The following is a 26,152-nucleotide window of genomic DNA, read 5'->3' as shown; positions in this document are numbered from 1 at the left end:
CGGGGCGGGGCCGCGCGGGCGGGACCCCGGGGGGCGGCGGGTCGGGCGGGCGGCTTCGGGTGCGGGGGTTAGGGTCGAAGACATGTCCCCCGACCTCGTCTCGCGCAGCCCGCAGCTGGCGGCGCGGATCGTGGCGGACTCGCGCGACCGCGTCGCGTGGATCCGGGCGCGATCGCGGGGCATCACGGCCACGGATGTCGCGGCCCTCACCGGCCCGGGCTCCATCCCCCGCGCCGCCGACGCGAAGCTGATGGGCTCGGGATTCTCCGGCAACGCCTACACCGCGCACGGCCGGCTGCGCGAGCCCGAGATCGCGGCATGGGTGGCTGCGACCCACGGCATCCAGCCGTCCTCGGCGCTCTTCCACGCCGTCGTGGAGAAGCGGCACCTCGCCACACCCGACGGCGTGACCGTGGATGCGGCCGGCCGCGTCGTGCTCGCGGAGATCAAGACGACCAACAAGACCTGGCGCAGCATTCCTCGCACGTACCTGCGACAGGTGTGGTGGCAGCAGCACGTCCTCGGCGCCGACCGCACCCTGGTCGCCTGGGAGGTGCACGACGCTTTCGTGCCCGTCGACGACGAGCCGCGCTGCCAGTGGATCGACCGCGACGAACGCGAGATCGCGAAGCTCGTGGGACTCGCCACCGCGCTCATCGACGAATTGCACCGGCGCACCACGACGGCACGCGCGGATGCGGCGCCACAGAGCACCGCATCCCGCCCCCGAGAGGCGTTCCGGGCACTCGCTCTGGCCGAGTAGTTCGTTGACATAAGTCAAGCAAGAGGCGTATCGTTGACAGAAGTCAACGATCGCGCCGTCGTCGTCGCGGACCCCCTCTTCGGCGAAAGGCCCGCATGGCTCTCGACACCCCCGTGACGGATTCCCCGCGTCGCGTCCTCCCCGCCCTCCTCGGGCTGCTGCTGGGAATGTTCGTATCGATGCTGGCGTCCACGGTCGTCTCGACCTCCCTGCCGGTCATCGTGCACGACCTCGACGGCGACCAGGCCGTCTACACGTGGGTGGTCACGGCCACCCTCCTGACGACGGCCATCTCCACGCCGATCTGGGGCAAGCTCGCCGACCTGTTCAACCGCAAGCTGCTCATCCAGATCGCCATCGTGATCTTCGTGCTCGCCACCGCCGCCGCCGGGTTCTCGCAGAACCCCGAGACGCTCATCGCCTTCCGCGCGGTCCAGGGCTTGGGCGCGGGCGGGCTCGCCGCCCTGAGCCAGGTCATCATGGCCGACATCATCAGCCCGCGTGAGCGCGGCCGTTACATGGGACTGTTCGGTGCTGTCATGGCGGTGGCCACCGTGGGCGGGCCGCTCCTGGGCGGCCTCATCACCGACGCGTTCGGATGGCGCTGGAACTTCTTCGTCGCCCTCCCCTTCGCCGTCGCCGCGCTCGTCATCCAGCAGCGCACTCTGCACCTGCCGAAGCATCCGCCCCGGAAGGCCCGCATCGACTACCTCGGCATCGTCTTCCTCGCCGCGGCGGTCTCGCTGCTGCTCATCTGGATCACCAACGCCGGGCAGAATTATGAGTGGGCCAGCACCGAGACCGCACTCATGGTCGGCGGGGCAGCCCTGGCCACCATCCTCTTCATCGTCACGGAGCTGAAAGTCTCCGAGCCGCTGATCCCCCTGAGCCTCTTCCGCAACACCACGTTCACCCTCGCCGTCATCGCCTCCATCGCCACGGGCCTGGCCATGTTCGGCACGTCGGTGTACCTCAGCCAGTACATGCAGCTCGCCCGCGGCGCTTCGCCCACCGAGGCGGGCCTGCTCACCATCCCGATGATCGCCGGGCTCCTGATCGCCTCCGTCGTCGTCGGCGCACTGATCACCCGGTTCGGAAGGTGGAAGGCCTACGTGGTGCTCGGGGCGGTGCTGTTGATCGCCGGCTCGTTCCTGCTCTCGACGATCCACTACGACACGTCGCTCGTCCTCGTCGGGATCTACATGTTCCTCCTCGGCGCCGGCGTCGGCATGACGATGCAAAACCTCGTGCTCATCGTCCAGAACACCGCCGAGCCGTCGGTGCTCGGCACGGCCAGTTCGGGCGTGGCGTTCTTCCGCAGCCTCGGCGGCACGGTCGGCGTCTCCGTCATGGGCGCGACGGTCGCCGCCTCCGTGAGCTCCCTCCTGGCGGGCCGCAAGGAGGAGATCGCGGCGGCCATCGCCGGCCTCGGGGCCGATGGCGCGGGCGTCGCCGAGCAGTTGCGCTCCGGCGCGCTCCCGCAGGTCTCGGCGTTGCCCGAGGTCGTCCGGGTCATCGTCGAAGACGTCTACGCCGCCTCGATCGCCCAGGCGTTCCTCATCGCCGTCCCCGTGGCCGTGCTGAGCCTGCTGGCGATCGTCTTCCTGCCGAACCACCCCCTCACCCGGATGACCACCGCCGAGCGGATTGCCGCCAGCGAAGCCGATCTCGCGACGGTGTCGGCCGCGGAGGGGATGGCTGCCCTGGCCGCCACGGGGTCCGTGCCGGCAGCGCCTCGCCAGCCGGCGCGCCGCGGCCGGGACATCGGCGAAGATGGCTGACGTGACCGTGCCCGACTCCCCCGTGCCCGACTCCCCCGCATCCGACTCCCCCGCGCTCGCCCACGGCGATGACCGCGCCGAGGCGATCCGGGCGCTGGAGGGCTCCTTCTCCGAACTGGTCACCGTCTTCCGCCGCCTCCTCTCGGAAGCCGCGGAGACCGCCAGCCCGGGAATGCTGCCGGGAACGTTCAAGGTGCTCTCCTCCGTCCAGCGCGTGGGCCCCGTGACCCTGTCGGCGCTCGCGGAGCGATTGAGCGCCGACAAGGGCCTGACCAGTCGCAGCGCCACCGAGCTGGAGGCCCTCGGCCTCGTCACGCGTACCGCCGACCCAACCGACCGGCGCTCGCGTCTCATCGCGATCACGCCCCTGGGCACGGAGCGGTTGGAGGCAGCCCGCGCCCCGCACGGCGGCCGCCTGGTCGCCGCGCTGGACGGATGGTCGACCGACGACATCCGCCACGCCGCCGTCCTCCTGTCGGCACTGGCCAACGGCCGGCCACCCGGCGAGTCGCCCTGACACGGTAGCTCCGCCCCCTCCCGCGGCGCGGAGCTTCTCCGCACAGTGACGCCCGTGTAACACCGGCGAGACATTGCTCGGGTTGACTGGGCTCGTCCCCAGCACCAGTGCTGCCGACGCCGACTGCACGGAAGGAGCGACGGATGAGATTTCGGCCGCTGCACCCCGAGTCCACTCCGACGGACACCGTGCTGGCGCCTCCCCCCACGCCGCCGGCGCGCATGCGTGCTTCCCTGTTCGATCGTGGCGGGAACGCGAGCCTGCACACCGGCGAGGTGGATGTTCCGACGCCGGTCCTCAGCGAGGTGCTCGTGCGGGTGGTCGCGGCCGGGGTGAATCCCATCGATGCCAAGACGCGCCACGGCGCCGGCGTCTCGGCAGCGATCGCCCAGTATCCCTCGACGCTCGGGTACGACTTCAGCGGCGTGGTGGTGAAGGCGCCGTTCGAGGCGTACCCCTTCCCCGCGGGCACCGAGGTGTTCGGGATGGCGGCGTTCCCCCGCGCGTCGGGGACCTACGCCGAGTACGTCGTCGCGTCCGCCCTGTCGATCGCGCGCAAGCCCGCCTCCCTCTCCCACGTCGAGGCGGCGGGCGTCCCGCTGGCGGCCCTGACGGCGTGGGGCGCTGTCGTGGAGACCGCGCTGGCGCACGAGGGACAGCGCATCCTCATCCATGCCGGCAGCGGCGGCGTCGGACATTTCGCCATCCAGTTCGCCGCGTATTTCGGTGCGCATGTGACCGCCACCGGCTCCGCGCGCAACGCCGACTGGCTGCGCGATCTGGGAGCGGCCGTCGTGCTGGATCACGCGACGCAGCGCTTCGAAGACATGGCGGGCGACATGGACGTCGTGATCGACCTCGTGGGCAACGCCGACGACGACACCGGAACGCGTTCCCTCCGCGTGCTGCGGTCCGGAGGTCTCCTGATCGAGGTGCCCACCGGCGGCTGGCCGGACTTCGCCGAGGCGGCAGCGGCGGCGGGGGTGCGGGCGACGAGCTACAAGGTCATCCCCGACGGCGGGGTGCTGGCCACCATCTCGCGACTGCTGGACTCCGGAGCGGTGCAGGTCTACGTCGACCAGGTGTTCGATCTCGACGACGCCGCCGCCGCACACGTGGAGCTGGAACGCGGTCACACGCGCGGCAAGCTCGTCCTCCGCGTGAGCGACTGAGGCTGAGCGAGCACCCGACGCGCTTCGGCGACGAGTTCATCGGCGATGGCGTCCAGCAGGGGCGAGGTGAGATTCCACTGCTGCCAGAACAGCGGAACGTCCACCGGCGGACCACCGAGCCGAACGAGGGCACCGGAGGCGAGATGCTCCGCCGACTGCAAGCGCGGGAGGAGCCCCCACCCGAGGCCGAGACGGATGGCCGTGGCGAAGTCGGCCGACGCGGGAACCAGATGCCGCGGCGGGGCGCCGGTCACGCCGCGCGCGGCGAGCCAGCGCGATTGCAGGTCGTCACGTCGGTCGAAATCCACGACCGGCGCACTTCCGAGGGCATCGGCGTCGGCACCGTCGGGGAACCACCGTGCGGCGAACCCCGCGCCGGCGAGGGCCTCGTAGCGCAGCATCCCGAGCGGTCGCACGCGACAACCGGCGACGGGCGATTCCCGTGACGTGACCGCCCCCATGACGGTGCCCGATTCCAGGAGACCGGCGGTGAAGTCCTGGTCGTCGCGGTGCAGCTCGAACACGACCTGCCGCCGCTCGGTCAGACGTGCCAGCGGCGCGAGGAACCACGTGGCGAGCGAGTCGGCGTTGACGGCGAGCGGTACGACGGCCGCTCCCGATCCGTCGGCGCCGATGTCGGCGAGCGCATCGTGCTCGAGGAGGTCGAGCTGACGGGCCAGGCGCACGATGGCGCGGCCCGCGTCGGTGGCCTGCACGGGTTTGGTGCGGACGAGAACCACCCGCCCGAGGCGCTCCTCCAAGGCCCGCACCCGCTGACTCACGGCGGACGGTGTGAGCGAAAGGCGCCGCGCCGCGGCCTCGAGGGTTCCCTCGTCGAGGATCACCGCGAGGGTTCGCGCGAGGTCGAGAGGCACGGACATGAAGTAATACTAAAGGTTATGAAGAATCCTGAACTGTACTCGCTGCCGTCGACGCCGTAGCGTCGCGGTGTGATCACCTCCCTGGCAGCCGGGTTCGGCGTCGGCCTCTCGCTCATCGTCGCGATCGGCGCGCAGAACCTCTTCGTCCTGCGGCAGGGAGTCCGCCGCGAGCACGTGGTCGCGGTGGCGATGATCTGCGCCGCGTCGGATGCCGCGCTCATCGCGCTCGGCGTCTCCGGCATCGGGCTCGTGCTGGAGGCTGCGCCGTGGCTGGTGGATGTCATCCGGTGGGCCGGCGCGCTCTTCCTCGTCGGCTACGGCCTGCTGGCCGCCCGCCGCGCACTGCGACCGAACGGCCAGGCGCTCCAGGCGGGCCCGCCGACGACCGCGACCGCGGCGCCGGATGCCCGTGGCGTGAGCACGCGCGTGCGCCTGGCTCCGGTGGTCTTGACCTGCCTGGCGCTGACGTGGCTCAACCCCCACGTCTACCTCGACACCGTCTTCCTCCTCGGCTCGGTGGCGAGCACGCACGGCGATGACCGGTGGGTGTTCGCGGCGGGGGCGATGGCCGCGAGCATCCTGTGGTTCTTCGGGCTCGCCTTCGGTGCGCGGTTCCTCGGTCGGTGGCTGGCCACCCCGAAAGCGTGGCGCATCCTGGACGCCGTCATCGCCGTCGTGATGATCGGGATCGCGGTAAGTCTCGTGCTCCCGCACTGACGCGGTGCACCGCGTACGCGACGATGGGGGGATGAAGCGTCTTCACGTGATCGTCCGCGGGACAGTGCAGGGCGTCGGATTCCGGTACTCCACGCACGTTCAGGCGCGGAGGGCCGGCGTCACGGGCTGGGTGCGCAATCGCCGAGACGGCAGCGTCGAGGCCGAGATCCAAGGCGAGTCCGAGGCCGTGGACACCCTGCTCGGGTGGATGCGGCAGGGCCCGCCGGGATCGGAGGTCAGCGCTGTGGAAGCATCCGAGGTGCCGGCCGCGGCGGACGCCTCGTTCGAGGTGCGCCCGAGCGAGTAACCCCGACCGGAGCCCGCTCGAGGACCCTCACCCCCCGTCGAGAGGGCGGAGGATCCGGTCGACGAACCGGCGCGTGCGCTCGTGCGCCGGTCGCGTCAGGATCTGGGCGGGGGTACCCCGCTCGACGATGAGGCCGTGGTCGAAGAACAGCACCTCATCGGCCACCTGCCGGGCGAAACCCAGCTCGTGCGTCACGATCATCATCGTCCAGCCTTCATCGGCCAGTTCGCGGAGGACGAGCAGCACCTCCCCGACGAGTTCGGGATCGAGCGCGCTGGTCGGCTCGTCGAAGAGCAGAAGGTCGGGTTTCAGCGCGAGAGCCCGGACGATGCCGACCCGCTGCTGCTGCCCACCCGACAGTTCGAACGGATAGGCGTCGCGCTTGTCGCCCAGGCCGACGCGATCCAGCAGCGCCTCCGCCTGGGCGACGGCCTCGCCCCTGGCCGTGCGGTGAGCGTGCACCGGGCCCTCGACGACGTTCTCGATCACGGTGCGGTGGGGGAACAGGTTGTGATGCTGGAACACCATCGCCGACCGATCGCGCAGCGCCCGCCGGTCCGCCTTCGTCCCCCGGCGCGAGAAGTCCACGGCGGGGCCGCCGTCGAAGTCGACGATGCCGGCGTCGGCGACCTCGAGGCCGTTCAGGCACCGCAGCACCGTCGTCTTCCCCGACCCGCTGGGGCCGATGAGGACGACGACCTCACCACGACGCACCTCGAAGTCGACCCCGCCGAGCACGAGATCCCGCCCGAAGCTCTTGGTCAGTCCGCTCACGCGCAGGAGCGGCCGATCGACGGGTCCGGCCGCCGGGGCGAGCGGGTCGCCACCGGGAGCATCAGTGGGCGACATAGCGATCCAGCTTCCTCTCGATCCCGCTCTGACCGCTGGAGAGCACGAGGCAGAACAGCCAGTAGATAGCGGCGGCTTCGAGGTAGACGACCATGAACTCATAGGTGAAGGCCGCGATGTTCTCCGCCCGCCGGAACAGCTCGGTCACGAGGATGAGCGACGCGAGGGACGTGTCCTTCACGAGCGAGATGAAGGTGTTCGACAGCGGCGGCACCGACACGCGGGCCGCCTGAGGCAGCACGACGCGCGTCAGGGTCTTGCCCGGTGACAGCCCCACGGTGTGCGCGGCCTCCCACTGCCCCTTCGGCACCGAGAGGATGGCCGCGCGGATGACCTCGGCGGCGTACCCGCCGACGTTCAGGGAGAACGCGATGATCGCCGCCGGCCACGGATCGATCACCACGCCCACCGACGGCAGCCCGTAGAAGATCACGAAGAGCTGGACGAGCAGCGGCGTCCCACGGATCACCGAGATGTACAGGCGCGCGATGGCCGACAGCAGCGGGTTCGGGGAGAGCCGCACGAGCGCCACCCCCAGGGCGAGCACCAGGCCGAGGGCGAACGAGGCGAGGGCGAGCGGGATCGTGCCGGTGAGGCCCGCCAGCAGCAGCGGCCAGAACGAGTCGACGATGAGCGTCCACGTCTCATCCATGGTGTCCTTCCCGGGCAGCTGGATCCGCTCGCCGCTCAGGCTCGGGCAGGCGATGCAGAGACGTTACTCTGTGACGTCCGCGCCGAAGTACTTCTCGCTGATCTCCGCGAGCACGCCCTCGTCCCGCAACTCGGCGAGGGCGGCGTTGACCTCCTCGACGAGCGCGTCCTTGTCCTGGGTGAAGGCCAGCGCGTTGTATGCGGGGTCGTCGGTCTCGGCGGCGATCTTCAGCCCGCTCGGCCCTTCGTTCTTCTCGTAGTCGAGGAAGGTGAGGTTGTCGTTGACGGTCGCGTTCACGCGCCCTTGCTGCAGCAGAGCAACGGCCTGCGCCCAGCCCTCGACGGCTTCCACGGTCGCGCCGCTGTCGGTGGCCAACTCGTACCAGTTGCTGGTGAGCGACTGGGCTGTGGTCTTCCCGTCCAGGTCGTCGAAGCTCGTGATGGAGTCGTCGTCCGCCCGCACGACGATCACTCCGGGAGACACCGTGTAGGGCTCGCTGAAGAGGTACTTCTCCTCGCGCTCCGCGTTGATGGACACCTGGTTCGCGATCACGTCGAACCGGCCGGCGTCGAGGCCGGCGAAGATCGCGTCCCACTGCGTCTCGCGGAAGCGGACCTCCAGGCCGAGCTTGTCGGCGACCGCCTCCGCGATCTCCACGTCGAATCCGACGAGGTCTCCAGAGGCGTCATGGAAGCTGAACGGACGGTAGGTGCCCTCGGTCGCGACCGTGAGCGTGCCGGCGTTTACCAGACCGTACTGGTCACCGGCGGGCGTCGCACCCGGTGAGGCTCCGCCACTGCACGAGGCCAGGCCCAGCGCTGCGGACAAGATCAGAGCGGCGGCGACGGTCGGACGGCGACGAGACATGCGGGTTTCCTGACGTGTGACGGCGGTGCGGGTCGGCGACCCGCGGGATTCTCGAGTACAACACGGCTGGGACCCGGTTCATGCCATCGTGACGCCGCGTTGCAGGCGACGGCCTGCCTGACGGACGAAGGGCCCCACCCGGAGGTGGAGCCCTTCGTGACGAGCGCGTCGGAGCGTCAGGCGATGACGTTGACGTCCAGCGGGATGCCGGGGCCGAACGTCGTCGACACCGAACCCTTCTGGATGTAGCGGCCCTTCGCGCTGGACGGCTTCAGACGGACGATCTCCTCGAGCGCCGTCTGCAGGTTCTCGTCGAGCTGGTCAGCCGAGAACGAGGCCTTGCCGACGACGAAGTGCACGTTGGCGTGCTTGTCGACGCGGAACTCGATCTTTCCGCCCTTGATCTCCTCGACGGCCTTCGCCGGGTTCGGAGTGACCGTTCCGGTCTTCGGGTTCGGCATGAGACCGCGGGGGCCCAGCACCTTGCCGAGGCGACCGACCTGGCCCATGAGCTCGGGCGTGGAGACGGCGGCGTCGAAGTCGGTCCAGCCACCGGCGACGCGCTCGATGAGCTCGGCGCCGCCGACCTCATCGGCGCCCGCGGCGATCGCGGCCTCGGCCGCGGGGCCGGTTGCGAACACGATGACGCGGGCGGTCTTGCCCGTGCCGTGCGGGAGCATGACGGTGCCGCGGACCATCTGATCGGCCTTGCGCGGGTCGACGGCGAGCTTGAGCGCGACCTCGACGGTCGAGTCGAACTTCTTCGAACCGGTCTCCTTCGCGAGGGCGACGGCCTCGGTCGGAGTGTAGAACTTGTCAGCCGAGATCTTCTCGGCGGCGGCGCGGAACGCCTTGGACTTGGTAGCCATGTTCGTGCCCCTCAGCTCTCGACCGTGATGCCCATGGAACGGGCGGTGCCGGCGATGATCTTCGCTGCGGCCTCGATGTCGTTCGCGTTGAGATCCGGCTGCTTGGTCTCGGCGATCTGGCGCACCTGCTCCTTGGTGAGCTTGCCGACCTTGGTGGTGTGCGGGGTCTGCGACCCCTTCGCAACACCGGCGGCCTTCTTGATGAGCTCGGCGGCGGGCGGGGTCTTCAGGATGAAGGTGAAGCTGCGGTCCTCGTAGACGGTGATCTCCACGGGGATGACGTTGCCGCGCTGCGACTCGGTCGCGGCGTTGTACGCCTTGCAGAACTCCATGATGTTCACACCGTGCTGACCGAGCGCGGGCCCGATCGGCGGTGCGGGGTTGGCGGCGCCGGCGTTGATCTGGAGCTTGATCAGGCCGGTCACCCTCTTCTTGGGTGCCATTCGTTTCCTCACTGTCGTGCGCCCCGGGGGCGCGCTGCCACGAACCAGGCGAATCCTGGCAGTGGTGGGGGTCGTCATCCGATACGGACAACCACCCAAGTATAGCCGCGTGCGGTGCGCGGCGGCACTCAGGCCGGCGTCACCCGCAGCGTGCGCACCTCCCACCCGCCCAGCGCGAGCGGGACGGCGCCGTCCTCGACGGTCACATCCTCGAGGTCATCCTCCAGGAGCGTCGCCTCGCGCACGCGCCGCACCGGCAGAGCGAAGCGCACGCTGGTGTGCACGCGCCGGCCGACCGGCTCGTACAGGCGCACCACCAGATCGCCCGAGCGGTCGGCGGCGAGCTTGACGGAGGAAACCACGACCCCGGGACCTGCGACGACCAGCGGCAGGACCTCGTCCGCGCCGTGCACGGTGCGCACCGGCACGTTCATCGAGATGCCCTCCGCCGTTGCGCTCTCCAGATCTGCGCCGACCACCAGGCCGAACCGGTGGGTCTGCTCCCCCTGGTCGGTCTGCGGGTCGGGGAATCGCGGTGCGCGCAGAAGCGACAGCCGCACCGTCGTGGTGACCCCCTCCGCGCCGGAGGACCGGGCGGTGTCGTATCCGTACACGGAGTCGTTGACGAGCGCGACGCCGAATCCCGGTTCCTCCACGAGCACGAACCGGTGCATCGAGGTCTCGAACTTGGCGGCCTCCCACGACGTGTTGGTGTGGGTCACCCGCCGGTGCGCACCGAACTGCGTCTCGGCGGCGGTGTGCTCGGCGCGCACGTCGAGGGCGAAGGCGACCTTGAGGAACTTCTCGGTCTCGTGCCAGTCGGTGATCTGGTCGATGACGAGGGTCCGAGAGCCCGGGGCCAGGGACAGCACCTGGGTGACGGCGGAGGACGAGAACGACCGGCGCACCGTCACACGGGCAGCCCCGTCTTCGCCGCGGTCCGCGGTGATCGCCTCCACCTCCGTCAGATCGGTGACCGCGTTGCGGTAGAAGCGGTCGACGTCCCACGCGTCCCACATATTGGGGAAATCCTGATGCAGCTGCAGCAGGTTGCCGACGCCGCCGGGGGCGATCGCCTCCCGGCCGGTGGCGAGGTCGACCGCGGAGGAGATGAGTCCGGTCGGCTCGACCCGGACGCGGATCACGCCGTTGTCCAGGATGATCGCGCCATCCCGCTCCGTGAGGTCCACCGGCCCATCGGGCTGCGCCGCCACCGACACCGCGAGCGGGCCGACGCCCAGGCGCGTCACGGGCGCGGCGTTCACCGTCATCGTCGTCGACCCGGGTCCGGTGAGCACATCCAGCGCGCGGCGGATGAGGTCTTCCGCACCCGCGCGTACTCGCGCGTACTCGGCCACCGCCTCCCGGTGGACCCACCCGATCGAGGTGCCCGGGAGGATGTCGTGGAACTGGTGCAGCAGCACGGTCTGCCACAGCCCGTCGATCTCCTCGTAGGGGTAGTCCGCCCCGGTGCGCACGGCAGCGGTGGCCCACCACAGTTCCGCCTCGAGCAGCAGGTGCTCCGAGCGGCGGTTGCCCTGCTTGGTGCGGTGCTGCGACGTGAGGGTGCCACGGTGAAGCTCGAGGTAGAGCTCCCCCACCCACACCGGCGGCTCGGCCACTTCGGCGCGCGCCTGCGCGAAGAACGCGTCGGGATGCTGCCACGACACCCGCGGGGCGCCCTCGAGGTCGGCGAACCGCTGCGCGCGGCCCACCATCTCCCGCGTCGTGCCGCCGCCGCCGTCGCCCCAGCCCACGGGCGCGATGGACTCGGTCGCGACGCGATTCTCTCGGAACTGACGCGAGGCGAGGGAGAGTTCGGCGGCCGAGAGGCGCGAGTTGTACGTGTCCATCGGCGGGAAGTGCGAGAAGACGCGTGACCCGTCGATGCCCTCCCACAGGAACGTGTGGTGGGGGAACTTGTTCACCTGGTTCCAGGAGATCTTCTGCGTGAAGAACCACTCGAATCCGGCGCGGCGAAGCAGCTGCGGGAGCGCCGGCGAGTATCCGAAGCTGTCGGGGAGCCACACCCCGGCGGAGCGGATGCCGAACTCCTGCTCGAAGAACCGCTGTCCGTAGAGGAACTGGCGCACGAGTGCTTCGCCGTGCGGCATCACGGTGTCGGATTCGACCCACATCCCGCCCAGCGGGAGGAACCGCCCGTCGGCCACGGCGCGCTTCACGCGGTCGTAGATTTCCGGACGATGCTCCTTGAGCCACGCGTACTGCTGGGCGCTGGACATCCCGAAGAGGAAGTCATCCGTCTCGTCGATCAGTTCGGTCATCGACGATGCGGTGCGGGCGACCTTGCGGATCGTCTCGCGCACCGGCCACAGCCACGCGGAGTCGATGTGCGCATGACCGATGGCGCGCACGCGGTGCGCGGAGTGCTCGGCGGGTGCGGCCAGCACTCCGGCCAGCGCGCCGCGCGCCGCAGCGGCGGTTCCGGGGATGTCCTGAAGGTCGAGGACGTCCAGCGCGTCATCCAGGGCCTGCAGGATGCGCATGCGGCGTGGGCCCTGACCGAGCTCGGCCTGCAGCTCCACGAGCACCTCGACGTCGAGCGCGAGTTCGTGCACGTCCCGCTCGAAGACGACGAGGTCCATGCGCCGCGTCGTGTACAGCGGCCGTGACGATGAGGTGAGGATGTCGCCCTGCTGAGTGGGGAGGAAGGGATGGTGGTCCAGCAGCACGGGGTTCGCTGCCGCCTCCAGGTACAGCTCCACGCTCTCCCCGCCCTGGGCGGCCTCGGCGACCGGTGCCCACTGGTTGCGGGGGTTGAGCGACTTCACCGGCGTGCCGTCGGCCCGGTAGACGAGCCCCTCGCACTGGAACCCCGTCATGGTCGGGTCGAAGCCCAGATCGACGTGCACCTCCACGCGCCGCCCGCGCCACTCCGCCGGCACGGTGCCGGTGAGTCGGAACCACGTGGTGCCCCACGCCGGGCCCCACGGCGTACCGACCTCGTACGGCGTGTACTCCAGGGCGAATCCCTCGGCCGCCGTCACCGGCTCCCCGGGGAGGGCGGCGGCTTCCACCGTCAGCGGGGTCGCATGCGAGTACACCGCCGGCAGGATGCGCTCGGCCAGCGCGCGGGTCGCGCGGCCGACGGTCAGGGGGATGTCGTCGTGCATGACAGCAGTGTCCTTCGTGGCGGGTGTCAGGGAGTGGTCGCGGGGCGGTTCACCGGCAGTCGCGACCCGGCGACGCGGGCAGGCGGCGTCCGCACGGTGGTGATCCCCCGATCATTCTGCTCCGTCTCGCCCACGCGGGACGCCAGGATGATCTGCGGCGCGTCGCCCTCCGCTTCGGTCAGTCGCAACCACTCCGCTGCGAAGGCACCACCCGGAGCGCAGGCCGAGCGGAACGGCCCCGCGTCATCCAGAATCAGCGCGGAGCTCGACGGCGCGGGCGCAGGCGCGTCCCGCAGTTCCCGGACGACCTGTGCGAAACGCCGACCGGTGGGCTTGAGCTCTCCATCCGCGGTGAACAACCCGAGGTCGTATTCCAGTTCGGGGAAGTCCAGGAGCGTTCGCGACACGTCGTGCGAGCACCACCAGGTCACCGCCGACAGCGACGGCGTGGTCACCGCATGACGGACGGTCGCGTCGAGGAACGCGGGGGTGTCCGCCACCTCGAGGACATTGGTCGGAGCGCCCACCTCCTGGAGCCAGTTCGGGCGACCCGGCTCGGGATTGAACGCGGCGGCCAGGTGCAGCAGGTACTCCGCGTGACGCACCGACCCGGCCCCCAGCCCCCCGGCCAGCTGCGCGGACCCGTTGAACACCCACGAGTGGGTGATCGTCGCATCCCCGACCTCGGCGGCGTGGGTGGGCAGGAAGGGTTGCGCCTCGTCGTACCAGGTGGCGTCAAAGAGAGCGGCGGTGACCAGCGCGGCGCTCCCCGCGCCGGCGAGCCCCTCGCGGGCCGCCGCGACCATGGTCACCAGCCACGCGCGGGCGCCCTCGGCATCCACCGCGTGCGGGGTGGGATGCGGCGGCGCGGCGAACTGGTTGATCTCGTTGCCGAGCGTCACCCCGAGCAGGTTCGACCGGTCGGCCAGTGCCGCTGCCGCGGCCCGCACGTAGCCGGCGGTGGAGGCGACGACCTCGGCGTCGGTGAACATGTTGCGCCGGTGCCAGCTCTCCAGCCACGACGGCACGAAATCGAAGCTCGAGAGGTGCCCCTGCAGCAGATCGACGTTGACGTCGAGCCCATGCTCGGCCGCGACGTCCACGAGCGCCACCACGTCCGCCAGCGCCCTTTCGCGGATGAGCCCGCGGTTGGGCTGCACGAGCGGCCACAGCGGAAAGATCCGGATGTGATCGACGCCCAGGGAGGCTACGGCCTCCAGGTCGCGGTGGGCGTCGTCGGTGCGGAAATCGAGCCACGAGTGGAACCACCCTCGGGAGGGCGTGTAGTTGACACCGAAGCGCGTCATCCCTTCACCCCGCCTTCCTCGACCCCGCGGAAGAAGTAGCGCTGCAGCACGGCGAAGATCACGGCGATGGGGATGAAGGCGATCATCGTCCCCGCCGCGATCAGGCGCTGGTTCGTGCTGAATGTGCCCTGCAGGTACTGCAGCCCCACGGTGAGCGTGTACTGATCGGGCGAGGTGAGCACGATCAGCGGCCAGAGGAAGTCGTCCCATGCGGCGATGAACGAGAAGATCGCCACGACAGCGAGCGTGCCGTACACCGCGGGGAGCCCGATGTGCCGGAGGCGCTGCCACGCATTGGCGCCGTCGACGATCGCGGCCTGATCGACCTCGTCGGGGATGTTGCGGAACGCGTTGTACATCAGCAGGACGTTCAGGACCGCCGCCATGCTGGGAAGCGCGACGCCGAGGAGCGTGTCGGCGAGGCCCAGTTCCTTCACCGTGACGAACTGCGCGATGATCGTCACCTCACCGGGCAGCACGAGTGCCCCGATGAAGGCGGCGAGCACCACGGGGCGGCCGCGGAAGCGCAGCCGCGCGAGCGCGTATCCGGCGAGGGTGGCGAAGACGATGTTGCCGCCGACGGTCAGCGCGGCCACGGTGAGCGAGTTGCCGATGTACTGCCACACCGGGATGGCGTCCGCGACGGCACCGTAGTTCCCGAGGGTCGGCTGCGTCGGCAGGAAGCTCGGCGTTCGCGTGTAGATGTCTTCGCCCGGACCCTTCAGGGACGTCGAGAACTGCCACAGGAAGGGGCCGAGGGTGATGAGGAGCACGAACCCCAGGAGGAGGTACCGGAGGATTCGCTCCCCCAGTCCGATCGACGTGAACGATCGCGGACGGCGACGCGGTGGCGGTGCATCGCCGCCGAGGCCGATGAGAGGGAGGGGCGGGGTCGTCGTCGTGGTCATCGCTGCGCCCTCGCGTTCAGTCGTGCCACCACGATCAGGGGAACCAGCGTGACGACGAACAGCAGGACGCTCAGCGCGGAGGCGTAGCCGAGGTTGCCGGTGAAGCCGCGGGCGTACTGCTGGATGAGCATCACGATGGACTGGACCTGACCGCCCGGTCCTCCGGTGCCGTTGGTGAGGATGAACACCTCCGAGAACACCCGCAGCGCCGACACCGCGGTCAGCATCGCCACGAGGATCATCGTCCCCCGCACCCCCGGGACGGTGACGCTGAAGAACCGCCGAACGGCACCGGCGCCGTCCAGCGCCGCCGCCTCGTGCAGGTCGCGGCTGACATTCCCCAGCGCGGCGAGGTAGATGATCATGTAATAGCCCAGCCCTTTCCAGATGGTGAGGCTGATGGCGCTGAACAGGAGCAACCACCGGTCGGTGAGGAACGGGATGGGCGCCGCCCCCAGTGCCCGGACCATGGCGTTGATGAGACCGCGGTCATCGAGCAGCCACGTCCAGATCAGCCCGACGACCACGGCGGAGGCGATGACGGGGGTGTAGAACGCCGTCCGGAAGAAACCGATGCCGGGAAGCTTCTTCTCGACCAGGACGGCCAGGAGCAGGGGAAGCACCGTGAGCACGGGCAGGCACACGACCATGTAGATCACGCTGTTGATCAGCGCGTCGGCCACGGCCGGGTCACCCTGCATCCGGGTGAAATTCTCCACGCCGACGAAGTCGGTCTCCCCGCCCAACGGGCTGGCGTTGGTGAAGGACAGCCACAGGGTGTTCACCGCCGGCCACGCGCTGAAGCCGGCGAGCCAGATGAGTGCCGGCGCCAGCAGCAGCCAGGGCGTGAACGATCGATTGGTCCTCACGTGCCTTCCCCGTCGCTCAGCCGTCGGCGAGGAGGTCGTTCATCCGGGATTGGGCCTCCGCGAGTGCGTCCCGGCTGGCGACGGACCCCTGCATCGCGAGGGCGATCTGCTGGTCGAGGATCGTCTTCATCGCGTCGTTGACCTGCACGGGGGTGAGGTTCTCCGCCACGTTGAGAGCCTCGTTGGCGAGGATCCGAGCCTGGGCCGCGAGAGTGCCGTCGTCTTCGGAGAAGTACGGGTCGCTCTGCGACGACACCGTCGAGGGGAAGATGTTCGCCAGGTGCGCGAACTCCTCCTGGTTCTCCGCGTTGGCGAGGAACTTGGCGAAGGCCAGCGCCGTGGTCGGATTCTCGCTCTGGGCCGAGACGGCGAGTCCCTGGACGTACAGCGGCGGGGTGTCCAACGCCGGGTTGACGACGATGTTGCCCACGAGGGTGGGATTGTCGGTTTCGAAGTTGTCGAGCGCTGTTGCGCCTCCCGTCGTCCACGCGACGCGGCCCTGCGTGAACAATGTCGAGTTGCCGAGGTAGTCGCTGTTGAGCACCGAGGAGGGCATGAGGCCCTGCTGGTAGGCGTCGGCGTACCGGTCGATGAGTGCAACCGCCTCGTCGTTGTCGGCGAAGACGAACTGCGACCCGTCCTCCGACATCACCTCCACCCCCGACCGAGCGAAGTCGTCGAGAGTGGGCTTGCGGCTCATGAGGTACGTGTCGGTGCAGTTCTCGGCCATGACGGCGGCCTGCGCGAAGAGGTCGTCGACAGTCGCCGGCGGATTGGCCGAGTCGAGTCCGCAGTCATCCAGCTGGGACGCGTTCCAGTAGTTGATGTCGGTGTTGAGGTACCACGGATAGGCGAAGACGCCCTCGCCGTCGAGCCGGTAGGCATCCAGTGCGCCGGGAACGAAGTCGGCCTCGACCGTGTCGTCGCTCTCGGAGACATCGGCCAGGATGCCGCGCTGCGCGAGCGGATAGGCCATCTCCGGGGGAAGGTTGATCACGTCGGGGAGCGACTCGGTCGACGCCTGGCTCAGGACCTTCTCGGCGTAGCCCTCCCCCGGTTGATCCACCAGCTCCACCGAGGCGTCGGGGTACTCCTCCTCGAACGCCGCGATCACGCCGTCCAGGTAGTCAGTGAAGGTCGGGGTGAGCGACCAGGTCTGCAGGGTGATGCTTCCGGACACATCGCCGTCGTCGGCTCCCGCGCCCCCACCCCCGGCCGCGCAGCCGCCCAGCGTGAGAGCGGCCACCACGATGCCGGCTGAGAGGGACATGATCCGGGGTGACGAGGTGGTGCGGTGCGTCATTGCGGTGCTCCTTCGCGTGTCAGGTCGGCTCGGCGGTGCCGGATTAAGCGGTTCAGTGCACGCCCGCGTAGGGAGGACGCCTCAGCCTGGTTCGCATCATCTTGAAGAACTAAAACGCTATAGTCAATGGATGACTCGTTTCCTCTGTCCTCGAGCGCACGCATGACTGGCGCGCCTCGTCGCGTGACCATCAGTGACATCGCCCGGCGAGCCGGGGTCTCGATCGGGGCCGTGTCTTTCGCCCTCAACGGCCGCCCGGGCGTCTCCGACCAGACCCGCGAGCGCATCCTCGCTATCGCTCGCGAATTGAACTGGCACCCGCATTCGGCAGCGCGCGCGCTGGGCGGGGCGCGTGTGGGCGCGGTGGGTTTCGTCGTGAACAGGCCCGCCCGCACCATCGGCACCGACACCTTCTTCGGAGACCTCATCTCGGGCATGCAACTGGCGCTGTCGGAGAGGCGCACCGGCCTGACGCTGCTGGTCGCACGTGACCTCGACGAGGAAGTGGCGACCTACCAGGACTGGTGGAGTGGACGGCGCGTCGACGGCGTCGTCGTGATCGACCCCCGCGCCGACGACCCGCGCGTCGAAGTGATCCGATCCCTCTCGCTGCCGGCGGTGGTGATCGGCTCGCACCCCGCTCTCGCTGGCGACCCCCCGGCGGTGTGGATCGACGACTCCGCCGCCGCGCTCACACTCTTCCGCTACCTCCACGCGCTGGGGCATCGCCGCCTCGTGCACGTGACCGGCCCGGCTGAGCTCGAACACACCATCCTGCGCGCGCAAGCCCTGGCATCCTTCGCGGAAGCCAGCGGGCTCGAGGAAGCTGAAACGCTCACAACGGATTACAGCGCGGACGCGAGCACCTCGATCACCCGCATGCTCCTGTCCCGCACGGTGCGGCCCAGCGCGATCGTGTACGACAACGACATCCTGGCCGTGGCGGGCCTCGGTGTTGCTCAGGAGATGGGCGTCGCTGTTCCCGGCGACCTGTCCATCGCCTCGTTCGACGACTCGATCCTTGCCAGAGTGGTGCGCCCGTCGCTGACCACCCTCACCCGTGACACCGTGGAGCTCGGCGAGCGGGCGGCGCGCCTTCTCCTCGCGCAGGTGGACTCCCCCTCCCCTCTCTCCTCCGTCGAAGGACCGGCATTGACGCTCTCGGTCCGCGACTCCACCGCCCCGCCGCGCGCCTGACGCCCGGCCGGGCTCACTCTCCGTAGGTGGCCACGAGGCGCATGCCGATCTCGGCGAGGGCGCGACGGACCGCCTCCGGCTGGATGACCTCCACGTCGGCGCTCCATCCCGCGAGTTGCTCGGCGAGGGCGCCGACGTCCTGAGCGCGCACCTCCACCCGCGGACGACCGTTCGCGGAGGTCGGCGGGAGGCGGGTGTGGCGGCCGAAGTATCTTCCGAAGGCCTCGATCACCTCGGCCCGTACCTCCACGACGGCTGACACGGCGCCACGGTGCGCCTCGACCGCCTCGCCCATCGCCTGCCACGCGGCTTCGGGTGAGAAGTCCTCGGGAACGCGCCCGGACGAGTGCGCGAGGACGACCTCACGGATGCGGTCGACGCGGTAGGTGCGCACCCGCGCCGTATCGGCGACATCGGATCCCGCTTCCACGGGAGCCGCCAGCAGGTACCACACATCCCCGCGGCGGCCGACGACCAGCGGAACCAGCTCGACTCGGTCGCCGTCCCGATAGGCCACCCCCACGGCCCGCTGGGCGGCGATGGCCTCCTGGAGCGTGCGCGCGGAGGCGGGCGGCTCCGGGGCGGGCGCGCTCCCCCACGGCGCTCCGTGAAACGTCGAGGCCACGACACGTTCGGCGGCGTCGCGGAACGGACGGGGCAGAGCCTGCAGCATCTTCCGCTCGGCGCGGACGGCGGCCTCGGTCTCCGACCCGGTGCGCGCCAGCTGGAGCACCAGCGCGAAGGCCTCGGGAGCGGTGAGCCCGGTCAGGTCGGTGCGCGCGCCGCCGATGAGCTGCCAGCCTCCGCCCCGTCCCGGCCGCGGGTAGATGGGCACCCCCGCCACGAGGAGTGCCTGGAGGTCGCGCCGTGCCGTCGGCACCGACACCTCCAGTTCCGCGGCGAGTTCGGCGGCCGTGACGCTCTCGCGCGCCTGCAGCACGAGCAGTGCCTGGATCAACCGGTCGGCGCGCATATCGCCACCCTGCCAGGAAAAGTGATCATGAGGTGATCTCTTTGAGCGGAAGACTGGGAGAAACGCTCGAAAGAAGGAGAAGGACATGTTCCGTGGACTGGCCAACGTCAACCTCGTCGCAGACGACATGCCCGGTGCCGTCGCCTGGTACAGCGAGGTGCTCGGCGCCCCGCCCTACTTCGAGCGGCCCGAGACGGGCACCGTCCAGTACGCCGAGTGGCGTTTCGGGGATGACGAAGACGAACTGGCGCTGATGTCCGGCGCCTATCGCGCCCCGCTGGATGCGCCGGGCGGGGCGCTCGTCAGCATCCACGTCGACGACATCCGCGCCGCCTTCGATCGCCTCGCCAGCCTCGGAGCGACCGAATTCGACCCGATCACCCCGCGCGGGGAGGGATGGTGGTCGGCCTCGGTCACCGACCCGTTCGGAAACCTGCTGGGCCTCATCCAGAGCCCGCACTGGGCCGCGCGCCACGCGTGACGCGAAACGCCCCGCCCGGCCGGAGCCGAGCGGGGCGTGTGCGCGCAGGATGTCAGAGCTTGGTGACCTGGTCGAAGCTGAGCTCGACCGGCGTCTCGCGCTCGAAGAGCGAGACGAGGACGGTGAGCTTGCCGCTCTCCGGCTTGATCTCGCTGATCGAGCCCGGAAGACCCGCGAACGAGCCCTCCTTGATCGTGATGGTCTCGCCGATCTCGAAGTCGACCTCGGCGGGGATGCTGCGCGCCACGGCCTGGCCGCCCTTGGCGGCACCGGTCTTGGTGGGCGCCACTTCCTTCACCTCGACGAGGCTCTTCAGCATGTTGAAGGCCTCCTCGAAGCGCAGGGGCGTGGGGTTGTGGGCATTGCCGACGAACCCGGTGACGCCCGGCGTGTGACGCACGACCGACCAGGTGTCTTCGTTGAGCTCCATGCGGACGAGCACGTACCCGGGGATCCGGACGCGCGTGACCATCTTGCGCTGGCCGTTCTTGATCTCGACGACGTCCTCCATCGGGACCTCGACCTGGTAGATGTCGTCCTCGACCTCGAGCGTGGACTTGCGCTGCTCGATGTTGGCCTTCACCTTGCGCTCGAAGCCGGCGTAGGAGTGGATGACGAACCACTTGCCCGGCAGCATCCGCAGCTCGGTCCGGAAGGCCTCGTACGGGTCCTCGTCCTCGTCGGACTCTGGCGACTCGTCGGAGTCGGCAGCCGTGTCGTCGGGGTTGGCCACCGTGTCGGAGTCGACCGCCGTGTCGGAGTCGGCCACCGTGTCGTCGGGGTTGACCGTGGGGTCGAAGCCCTCCGGCTCCTCCGCCGCGTTGGCCGGGTCGACGGATGCCTCGACCTCGTCCACGACGCCTTCGGCCTCCTGGATCTCGTCGAGGAACTCGCGATCGAGCACCGGCTCGTCGGGCTCGCCGTTGACATCCGGTCCGTCGTAAGGGGTCACGTCGTCAGCCTCCTCGGCAACTCGCTCGGCTGCCTCGTCCTCAAGGGACTCGGTCAGCACTTCCGCCGCAGCCTCGACTTCGGCGGCCTCGTCGATGGTGAGGGCGTCGTCCACGATCGCATCGGCCTCGGGGTCTTCGATCTCGATGTCATCGTCGCTGAACGTGTCCACGTCCGCGTCTACGTCATCGTCGTCCACGACATGGATCGCGAGGTGCTCGGCCGCGCTGTTCGCGCGGTCCTCGGATGCGAGGACGTTGCCCGACTGGGCTTCGTCGTCTTCGCTGGACTGCTCCGCTGCCGTCGCCCAGTCGGCGTCGTCGGAATATCTTTCAGACAATTGTGATCTCTTCCGTTGGTGGTGCGGATGTCGAAGACGCTCCGCAAGCGCTCACGGCGCCGCTCAGGGGGTGGAGCCGCCCGGCACGCCGAAGACGGCCGTGGTGATCCAGACGAACAGCACGTCCAGTCCGTACACCAGCGCCATCATGACCACGACGAAGCCGAGCACGACCGCCGTGAACTTCAGCAGTTCCGAGCGGGTCGGGGTGACGACCTTGCGAAGCTCGGCGAAGACCTGGCGTACGAACACGGCGATGCGACTGAAGAAGTTGGGCCTCTTCGCACGCGGCACGTCGCGCCCGGCGACCACCTCGCCCTGCGGCTCATCCTGGACCATCGCACCTACCTGAGTTGCTTCCGTGTGCCAGCATGCGCCGGCGCGCAGGGCGGACAGGAATCGAACCTGCAACCTGCGGTTTTGGAGACCGCTGCTCTGCCAATTGAGCTACCGCCCTAAAGGCCCTGGGGCCTCGGGATGCCCGCACTCCGCCACCGTGACCTGTCCGAAAGGGGTCGGCCCGACCGGCGGGCACGGCGAAAGAATGCAGACTTCGACTGCAGAGGAAGTCTACGTCATCCCCTCCGCCCTCGCGAACGCGCTCACGCTGTGCACGGGGTGAAGACGGCCGCCACCAGCACCGGGTCATCGAACGTCACGGTCACCACGATGCCGTCCCGCGAGGCCCAGGCCTGCTGGCCGGCTGCCGACGACGCGCGCCGGATGCGGTCCCACGCCTCGGGGTCCAGGAGGTCCGCCATCGCCTCGATGGTCGCGTCGGCGGCATCCTCGGCGGCCGTGATCGACAGGGTGCCGGTCGCCACGAGCGCGCGCTGGGTGCCGCGGCCGTCGCCGTCGCATTCCTGCTCGGATTCGGGAAGCTCCTCGACGGCGCGGAAAATGGCGGGGTCGGTGTCGGCCATCGTCGTGAGAAGGTCGTCGAACACCGCTCGCGCGTCGGCGTGGACCACATCCGGGTCGGGCCCGAAGGAGCACCCGGTGACCGCGGCGGCCGTCAGGACGAGCCCGATCACCGCCCCGGCGAGACGCGTACTGCGTGCGCGCGTCATGGGCGAACCACCTCCTGCACCTCGTACGTCTCCGCCACGGGAGCGGCCACCGGGACGCCGAGGCCGGCGAGCTGATCGACGAGCCAGCCGTCGTGCCAGTCCGCGAGGTCGCACGGGGCCGAGGACATTTCATATGCCGTCGCCGGCACGCCGTGCTGGATGACGGCGCGGCAGCTGGCATCCGCCTCGATCTGCTCGCGGTAGGCGTCCTGGGTCACGCCGGTCTGCTCGGCGGCGGCGAACTGCGTGGAATAGCGGTCCCACTGGTACCAGTGCATCGCCTCGTGGACGAAGATGGGCCAGATATTGGCGCGCGTGGCCCCCACATCCCACGCGAGGAAGACACGATTGCGGAACCTGCTGTCGTAGCATCCGCCGAGGGCGATCCGGTACGTCTCGTCCGCCGCCGCGTACCCGCAGTTCTGCGGGCCGCCGTCGTACACGATCTGCACCGCCGTGCCGCCGACGCGGTCCAGGAGCGCCCGGGCCTCGCCGTCGCCGCCGGGCATGCTCTCCCCGCCGGGGTTGGGGGCCGAGGCGGTGGGCACCGCATCCTCGGCCTTGAACGCCTCCGTCGACGCGACGGCTCCGTTCCACAGCGCCTCCGCGTCCCGATAGGCGACACGCTGCGCGTCGATACGCCCGGCCATTTCGGCGCCGGCCTGGAAAGTCGCGGTGATGACGGACTGCTGCGCGGTGGTGACCGCGCGGGCCGCCAGAGCGCGTTGCTGCGCATCGACCACCGCCCATCCGATCCCCGCGCCCGCAGCGAGGAGAAGGACGGATGCGGCGGCCACCGTCCAGCCGATGATCCGGCGACGGCGACGACGGCGCAGCCCCTCGACGAGCGCGTCGAGGACGACAGGTGGCGGACTCATCCCGCGACGCGGATGAGCTTCTTGTTGACGAACTCGTCGGCCCCGAGAAGCCCGAGTTCCCGCCCCGTACCGCTGCGCTTGACCCCACCGAAGGGGAGTTCGGGTGAGTCCGCCAGCACGACGTTGACGTACACCATGCCCGCCTCGATGTGGTCGGCCACGCGCTCGGCCTGGTCGGAATCGGTCGTGAACACGTAGGAGCCCAGGCCGAAGCCGGTGTCGTTCGCGATCGCGACGGCCTCGTCCTCGCCCGATGCGCGGTACACGACGCCGACGGGCCCGAAGAACTCCTCCCGGTACGCATCCATGTCGTTCGTGACGCCGGTGAGCACCGTGGGCGTGAAGTACGCGCCCTCACGGGTGCCGCCGGCCACGAGCCGCGCGCCCTGCGCCACGGCCCGCTCGACCTGGTGCTCCAGGCGTTCGGCGGCGGCGAGGGAGGACAGCGGACCGAGCACGGTGTCACCGGCGAGCGGGTCACCGACCTTGGCCGCCGTCATCGCCGCGGTGAACTTCTCCAGGAACGGCTCGTAGAGCTCGTCGGTCACGATGAACCGCTTGGCCGCGTTGCACGACTGCCCGGTGTTGTCCAGGCGCGCGTCGACGGCGGCCTGCACGGTGGCGTCCAGGTCGTCGGTGGACAGCAGCAGGAAGGGGTCGGACCCGCCGAGTTCCAGCGCCACTTTCTTGAGGTGGCGCCCGGCGACCTCGGCGACGGCGGCTCCGGCCCGCTCGGAGCCGGTCACCGAGACACCCTGCACGCGCGGGTCGGCGATGACCGAGGCGGCCTGGTCGTCGGTGATCCGCACGTTGACATAGGCGCCCTCCGGGAAGCCGGCGTCGCGGTAGATCAGCTGAAGGGCCTCGGCCGACTCCGGGCACTGGGGCGCGTGCTTGAGCAGGATCGTGTTGCCCACCGCGAGGTTGGGAGCGGCGAACCGCGCCACCTGGTAGTAGGGGAAGTTCCACGGCATGATGCCCAGGAGCACGCCCAGCGGTGAGCGACGGATGACGGCCGTGCCTTCGCCGAGGATCTCCAGCGGCTGATCGCCGGTGAACGTCTCGATGTGGTCGGCGTAGTACTCGGTGATGTCGGCGGCGAAGTCGACCTCGCCGAGCGCGGCTTCGAGGGGTTTGCCGATCTCGCGCACGATGATCCGGGCGAGGAGGTCCCGGCGCTCGCGATGCAGGCCGGCCGCGCGGCGGAGGAGCGCGGCGCGGTCGGCGACGGGGGTGCGCGACCAGCCGCGGAAGGCGCCGTGGGCGGCGGAGATCGCACCTTCCAGCCCCGCGTCCGTCAGCGTGTCGTATTCGGCGTGCTTCTCCCCCGTGGCGGGGTTGATGACGGCGTATCCGCTCATGACGATCCTTTCCCTTGCCCCCAGTCTGCCGTGGGCGAGGCCGGCCGGTGGCTATCCTCCCGGCGCGGCCGCAGCCGATGGCGGCGCCGCCGCCCGTGGGCGATCCTCTGGGCGTCCGGGGCTACGCGCGCCGGAGGGCTCCGGCCACCACGTCCATTCCCTCCCCCAGCAGATCGTCTCCGATCGACAGCGGGGGGAGGAAACGGATGACGTTGCCGTAGGTACCGCACGTCAGCACGATCACGCCCTCCGCGAGGCACGCCCTGGCGACGGCCGAGGTGAGGGCGGCATCGGGGGCGCCGGTGGCCGGGTCGACGAACTCCGCGGCGACCATCGCCCCCCGGCCGCGCACGTCCCCGATGCGCGGGTCATCGTCCTGCATCGCCCGCAGACGCTGCTGGAGGATCTCGCCAAGCTCCCGCGCCCGTCCGGCGAGGTTCTCGCTCTCATACACCTCGAGGGCGGCGAGCGCAGCAGCGCACGCGATGGGGTTGCCGCCGTACGTGCCGCCGAGTCCGCCGGCATGGGCCGCGTCCATCATCTCCGCGCGCCCCGTGACGGCGGCCAGCGGCAGACCCCCCGCGATCCCTTTCGCGGTGGTGACCAGGTCGGGCACGACGTCGAACAGTTCGCTGGCGAACATCGCCCCCGTGCGGGCGAACCCCGTCTGCACCTCATCGGCGATGAAGACGACCCCGTTCGCGCGGCACCAGTCGGCCAGGGCCGGCAGGAACCCCTCTGCCGGCACGATGAAACCGCCCTCGCCCTGGATGGGCTCGATGAGGACGGCCGCGAGGTTGTCGGCGCCGATCTGCTTCTCCATCAGGGCGATGGCCCTGGCCGCCGCATCCGGCCCGGACAGGCCGTCGCGATACGGGTACGACGCCGGCGCACGGTAGATCTCGGAGGCGAACGGCCCGAAGCCGCTCTTGTAGGGCATGCTCTTGGCCGTCAGCGCCATCGTGAGGTTCGTGCGCCCGTGGTACGCGTGATCGAAGGCGACGACGGCCTGCCGGCCCGTGGCCTTCCGCGCGATCTTCACGGCGTTCTCCACCGCTTCGGCTCCGCTGTTGAACAGGGCGCTCTTCTTCGCGTGCGTGCCCGGGGTGAGCCGGTTCAGCGCTTCGGCCACGGCCACGTACGACTCGTAGGGCGAGATCATGAAGCACGTGTGGGTGAAGCGCGCCACCTGCTCCTGGACGGCGGCGACCACCGCGGGGTGCGCATTGCCGACCGTCGTCACGGCGATGCCGGACCCCAGGTCGATGAGGGAGTTGCCGTCGGCATCCACGACCACACCGCCGCCGGCGGCGACGGCGGAGATCGGCACCGTGTGGGCGACTCCCGACGCCACCGCGGCGGACTTGCGCTCGAGCAGCTCGCGCGACCGAGGGCCGGGGAGATCGGTGACGAGACGGCGCTCCTGCGGCAGCGACGGCCCGCCGACGGAGGGGAGGACGGCGGAAGTGCTCATGGGCGCGATGCTAGGGAGGGCGCCGACTCCCCCGCACTCGCCGCGATGTACATTCGGGGTCAGCCCCTGTACGTCACGGACACCGGGC

26 protein-coding genes and 1 tRNA gene are annotated in these 26,152 nt (G+C 70.0%); 8 read left to right on the top strand and 19 right to left on the bottom strand.

Features of this window, described 5'->3' with window-relative positions; translation table 11 throughout:
- The first annotated feature begins 82 nt into the window (after nucleotides 1-82).
- The 4 genes from AC2DGY_RS04235 (at nucleotide 83) to AC2DGY_RS04220 (ending at nucleotide 4,233) form a co-directional block, all read left to right on the top strand.
- Nucleotides 83-763 carry a YqaJ viral recombinase family protein gene (locus tag AC2DGY_RS04235; RefSeq protein ID WP_484508453.1) on the top strand — a complete coding sequence of 227 codons (681 nt, stop codon included), beginning with the start codon at nucleotides 83-85 and terminating at the stop codon, nucleotides 761-763.
- A 95-nt stretch (nucleotides 764-858) separates the two neighbouring features.
- The gene (locus AC2DGY_RS04230) at nucleotides 859-2,544 is read left to right on the top strand and encodes an MDR family MFS transporter (RefSeq protein WP_484508452.1); all 1,686 of its coding nucleotides are present in this window, start codon (nucleotides 859-861) and stop codon (nucleotides 2,542-2,544) included.
- Nucleotide 2,545: 1 nt separating this feature from the next.
- A complete protein-coding gene (locus tag AC2DGY_RS04225; protein ID WP_484508451.1) occupies nucleotides 2,546-3,061 on the top strand; it encodes a MarR family winged helix-turn-helix transcriptional regulator in 516 nt (171 codons plus the stop codon).
- Nucleotides 3,062-3,204: 143 nt separating this feature from the next.
- The gene (locus AC2DGY_RS04220) at nucleotides 3,205-4,233 is read left to right on the top strand and encodes an NADP-dependent oxidoreductase (protein WP_484508450.1); all 1,029 of its coding nucleotides are present in this window, start codon (nucleotides 3,205-3,207) and stop codon (nucleotides 4,231-4,233) included.
- On the opposite strand, the gene AC2DGY_RS04215 is transcribed toward AC2DGY_RS04220, so the two are convergent.
- The gene (locus AC2DGY_RS04215) at nucleotides 4,194-5,114 is read right to left on the bottom strand and encodes a LysR family transcriptional regulator ArgP (protein WP_484508449.1); all 921 of its coding nucleotides are present in this window, start codon (nucleotides 5,112-5,114) and stop codon (nucleotides 4,194-4,196) included. The genes AC2DGY_RS04220 and AC2DGY_RS04215 overlap by 40 nt on opposite strands.
- Before the next feature lie 69 nt (nucleotides 5,115-5,183).
- Between AC2DGY_RS04215 and AC2DGY_RS04210 the strand changes: the two genes are divergently transcribed.
- On the top strand, nucleotides 5,184-5,831 hold the full coding sequence (locus AC2DGY_RS04210) for a LysE/ArgO family amino acid transporter (protein WP_484508448.1): 648 nt from the start codon (nucleotides 5,184-5,186) through the stop codon (nucleotides 5,829-5,831).
- 31 nt (nucleotides 5,832-5,862) lie between these two features.
- Nucleotides 5,863-6,138: an acylphosphatase gene (locus AC2DGY_RS04205; protein ID WP_484508447.1), complete on the top strand. Its 276-nt coding sequence runs from the start codon at nucleotides 5,863-5,865 to the stop codon at nucleotides 6,136-6,138.
- A gap of 27 nt (nucleotides 6,139-6,165) precedes the next feature.
- Here the strand turns inward: AC2DGY_RS04205 and AC2DGY_RS04200 are convergent, their stop codons facing one another.
- The 10 genes from AC2DGY_RS04200 to AC2DGY_RS04155 all read right to left on the bottom strand — a co-directional run bounded on the left by AC2DGY_RS04200 (nucleotide 6,166) and on the right by AC2DGY_RS04155 (nucleotide 17,339).
- Complete coding sequence (locus AC2DGY_RS04200; protein WP_484508446.1) at nucleotides 6,166-6,987, bottom strand: amino acid ABC transporter ATP-binding protein; 822 nt, start codon at nucleotides 6,985-6,987, stop codon at nucleotides 6,166-6,168.
- Nucleotides 6,974-7,639, bottom strand: a complete 666-nt coding sequence (locus AC2DGY_RS04195) for an amino acid ABC transporter permease (protein ID WP_484508445.1) — start codon at nucleotides 7,637-7,639, stop codon at nucleotides 6,974-6,976. Before AC2DGY_RS04195 ends, AC2DGY_RS04200 begins: the two co-directional genes overlap by 14 nt.
- Before the next feature lie 63 nt (nucleotides 7,640-7,702).
- On the bottom strand, nucleotides 7,703-8,506 hold the full coding sequence (locus AC2DGY_RS04190) for an amino acid ABC transporter substrate-binding protein (protein ID WP_484508444.1): 804 nt from the start codon (nucleotides 8,504-8,506) through the stop codon (nucleotides 7,703-7,705).
- Between the two features lie 176 nt (nucleotides 8,507-8,682).
- A complete protein-coding gene (rplA, locus tag AC2DGY_RS04185) occupies nucleotides 8,683-9,375 on the bottom strand; it encodes a 50S ribosomal protein L1 (protein WP_484508443.1) in 693 nt (230 codons plus the stop codon).
- An 11-nt stretch (nucleotides 9,376-9,386) separates the two neighbouring features.
- A complete protein-coding gene (gene rplK, locus AC2DGY_RS04180) occupies nucleotides 9,387-9,818 on the bottom strand; it encodes a 50S ribosomal protein L11 (RefSeq protein WP_484508442.1) in 432 nt (143 codons plus the stop codon).
- A gap of 128 nt (nucleotides 9,819-9,946) precedes the next feature.
- Nucleotides 9,947-12,952, bottom strand: coding sequence for an alpha-mannosidase (locus AC2DGY_RS04175; RefSeq protein WP_484508441.1), 3,006 nt, complete (start codon nucleotides 12,950-12,952; stop codon nucleotides 9,947-9,949).
- Nucleotides 12,953-12,978: 26 nt separating this feature from the next.
- On the bottom strand, nucleotides 12,979-14,259 hold the full coding sequence (locus AC2DGY_RS04170; RefSeq protein ID WP_484508440.1) for a glycoside hydrolase 5 family protein: 1,281 nt from the start codon (nucleotides 14,257-14,259) through the stop codon (nucleotides 12,979-12,981).
- Nucleotides 14,256-15,167 (bottom strand): carbohydrate ABC transporter permease, encoded by a 912-nt coding sequence (locus AC2DGY_RS04165; protein ID WP_484508439.1) that lies wholly within the window; start codon nucleotides 15,165-15,167, stop codon nucleotides 14,256-14,258. The genes AC2DGY_RS04170 and AC2DGY_RS04165 overlap by 4 nt, the downstream gene beginning before the upstream one ends.
- Entirely contained in the window at nucleotides 15,164-16,036 is an 873-nt protein-coding gene (locus tag AC2DGY_RS04160; protein WP_484508438.1) for a carbohydrate ABC transporter permease, read from the bottom strand. Before AC2DGY_RS04160 ends, AC2DGY_RS04165 begins: the two co-directional genes overlap by 4 nt.
- A 16-nt stretch (nucleotides 16,037-16,052) precedes the next feature.
- A complete protein-coding gene (locus tag AC2DGY_RS04155; RefSeq protein ID WP_484508437.1) occupies nucleotides 16,053-17,339 on the bottom strand; it encodes an extracellular solute-binding protein in 1,287 nt (428 codons plus the stop codon).
- A gap of 183 nt (nucleotides 17,340-17,522) precedes the next feature.
- Between AC2DGY_RS04155 and AC2DGY_RS04150 the strand changes: the two genes are divergently transcribed.
- Entirely contained in the window at nucleotides 17,523-18,536 is a 1,014-nt protein-coding gene (locus AC2DGY_RS04150; RefSeq protein WP_484508436.1) for a LacI family DNA-binding transcriptional regulator, read from the top strand.
- A gap of 13 nt (nucleotides 18,537-18,549) precedes the next feature.
- On the opposite strand, the gene AC2DGY_RS04145 is transcribed toward AC2DGY_RS04150, so the two are convergent.
- On the bottom strand, nucleotides 18,550-19,509 hold the full coding sequence (locus AC2DGY_RS04145; RefSeq protein WP_484508435.1) for a helix-turn-helix transcriptional regulator: 960 nt from the start codon (nucleotides 19,507-19,509) through the stop codon (nucleotides 18,550-18,552).
- Between the two features lie 85 nt (nucleotides 19,510-19,594).
- Here AC2DGY_RS04145 and AC2DGY_RS04140 point away from each other — a divergent pair, with 85 nt between their 5' ends.
- Nucleotides 19,595-19,990: a VOC family protein gene (locus AC2DGY_RS04140; RefSeq protein WP_484508434.1), complete on the top strand. Its 396-nt coding sequence runs from the start codon at nucleotides 19,595-19,597 to the stop codon at nucleotides 19,988-19,990.
- Nucleotides 19,991-20,042: 52 nt separating this feature from the next.
- Here AC2DGY_RS04140 and nusG read toward each other — a convergent pair whose 3' ends face one another.
- From nusG to gabT, 7 genes are all read right to left on the bottom strand, one after another.
- Complete coding sequence (gene nusG, locus AC2DGY_RS04135) at nucleotides 20,043-21,281, bottom strand: transcription termination/antitermination protein NusG (RefSeq protein ID WP_484508433.1); 1,239 nt, start codon at nucleotides 21,279-21,281, stop codon at nucleotides 20,043-20,045.
- 63 nt (nucleotides 21,282-21,344) lie between these two features.
- Nucleotides 21,345-21,620, bottom strand: coding sequence for a preprotein translocase subunit SecE (gene secE, locus AC2DGY_RS04130; protein ID WP_484508432.1), 276 nt, complete (start codon nucleotides 21,618-21,620; stop codon nucleotides 21,345-21,347).
- 45 nt (nucleotides 21,621-21,665) lie between these two features.
- A tRNA-Trp gene (locus AC2DGY_RS04125) sits at nucleotides 21,666-21,738 on the bottom strand.
- Between the two features lie 145 nt (nucleotides 21,739-21,883).
- Nucleotides 21,884-22,351: a hypothetical protein gene (locus AC2DGY_RS04120; protein WP_484508431.1), complete on the bottom strand. Its 468-nt coding sequence runs from the start codon at nucleotides 22,349-22,351 to the stop codon at nucleotides 21,884-21,886.
- Entirely contained in the window at nucleotides 22,348-23,229 is an 882-nt protein-coding gene (locus tag AC2DGY_RS04115; RefSeq protein WP_484508430.1) for a hypothetical protein, read from the bottom strand. Before AC2DGY_RS04115 ends, AC2DGY_RS04120 begins: the two co-directional genes overlap by 4 nt.
- Nucleotides 23,226-24,590 (bottom strand): NAD-dependent succinate-semialdehyde dehydrogenase, encoded by a 1,365-nt coding sequence (locus tag AC2DGY_RS04110; protein ID WP_484508429.1) that lies wholly within the window; start codon nucleotides 24,588-24,590, stop codon nucleotides 23,226-23,228. Before AC2DGY_RS04110 ends, AC2DGY_RS04115 begins: the two co-directional genes overlap by 4 nt.
- Before the next feature lie 121 nt (nucleotides 24,591-24,711).
- Nucleotides 24,712-26,064, bottom strand: a complete 1,353-nt coding sequence (gabT, locus tag AC2DGY_RS04105) for a 4-aminobutyrate--2-oxoglutarate transaminase (protein WP_484508428.1) — start codon at nucleotides 26,062-26,064, stop codon at nucleotides 24,712-24,714.
- Between the last annotated feature and the right edge of the window lie 88 nt (nucleotides 26,065-26,152).

The organism is Microbacterium sp. Z6_144 (assembly GCF_057197625.1).
This window is presented reverse-complemented; position numbering and strand designations above follow the sequence as displayed.

Coding starts and splice junctions, on each gene's coding strand:
- AC2DGY_RS04145 (WP_484508435.1), bottom strand. CDS start 19,509: ATGCGCGCCGACCGGTTGATCCAGGCACTGCTCGTGCTGCAGGCGCGC.
- rplK (WP_484508442.1), bottom strand. CDS start 9,818: ATGGCACCCAAGAAGAGGGTGACCGGCCTGATCAAGCTCCAGATCAAC.
- AC2DGY_RS04220 (WP_484508450.1), top strand. CDS start 3,205: ATGAGATTTCGGCCGCTGCACCCCGAGTCCACTCCGACGGACACCGTG.
- secE (WP_484508432.1), bottom strand. CDS start 21,620: ATGGTCCAGGATGAGCCGCAGGGCGAGGTGGTCGCCGGGCGCGACGTG.
- AC2DGY_RS04205 (WP_484508447.1), top strand. CDS start 5,863: ATGAAGCGTCTTCACGTGATCGTCCGCGGGACAGTGCAGGGCGTCGGA.
- AC2DGY_RS04170 (WP_484508440.1), bottom strand. CDS start 14,259: ATGACGCGCTTCGGTGTCAACTACACGCCCTCCCGAGGGTGGTTCCAC.
- AC2DGY_RS04190 (WP_484508444.1), bottom strand. CDS start 8,506: ATGTCTCGTCGCCGTCCGACCGTCGCCGCCGCTCTGATCTTGTCCGCA.
- AC2DGY_RS04155 (WP_484508437.1), bottom strand. CDS start 17,339: ATGACGCACCGCACCACCTCGTCACCCCGGATCATGTCCCTCTCAGCC.
- AC2DGY_RS04110 (WP_484508429.1), bottom strand. CDS start 24,590: ATGAGCGGATACGCCGTCATCAACCCCGCCACGGGGGAGAAGCACGCC.
- AC2DGY_RS04120 (WP_484508431.1), bottom strand. CDS start 22,351: ATGACGCGCGCACGCAGTACGCGTCTCGCCGGGGCGGTGATCGGGCTC.
- AC2DGY_RS04175 (WP_484508441.1), bottom strand. CDS start 12,952: ATGCACGACGACATCCCCCTGACCGTCGGCCGCGCGACCCGCGCGCTG.
- AC2DGY_RS04140 (WP_484508434.1), top strand. CDS start 19,595: ATGTTCCGTGGACTGGCCAACGTCAACCTCGTCGCAGACGACATGCCC.
- AC2DGY_RS04230 (WP_484508452.1), top strand. CDS start 859: ATGGCTCTCGACACCCCCGTGACGGATTCCCCGCGTCGCGTCCTCCCC.
- AC2DGY_RS04200 (WP_484508446.1), bottom strand. CDS start 6,987: ATGTCGCCCACTGATGCTCCCGGTGGCGACCCGCTCGCCCCGGCGGCC.
- AC2DGY_RS04165 (WP_484508439.1), bottom strand. CDS start 15,167: ATGACCACGACGACGACCCCGCCCCTCCCTCTCATCGGCCTCGGCGGC.
- AC2DGY_RS04235 (WP_484508453.1), top strand. CDS start 83: ATGTCCCCCGACCTCGTCTCGCGCAGCCCGCAGCTGGCGGCGCGGATC.
- gabT (WP_484508428.1), bottom strand. CDS start 26,064: ATGAGCACTTCCGCCGTCCTCCCCTCCGTCGGCGGGCCGTCGCTGCCG.
- rplA (WP_484508443.1), bottom strand. CDS start 9,375: ATGGCTACCAAGTCCAAGGCGTTCCGCGCCGCCGCCGAGAAGATCTCG.
- AC2DGY_RS04115 (WP_484508430.1), bottom strand. CDS start 23,229: ATGAGTCCGCCACCTGTCGTCCTCGACGCGCTCGTCGAGGGGCTGCGC.
- AC2DGY_RS04215 (WP_484508449.1), bottom strand. CDS start 5,114: ATGTCCGTGCCTCTCGACCTCGCGCGAACCCTCGCGGTGATCCTCGAC.
- AC2DGY_RS04195 (WP_484508445.1), bottom strand. CDS start 7,639: ATGGATGAGACGTGGACGCTCATCGTCGACTCGTTCTGGCCGCTGCTG.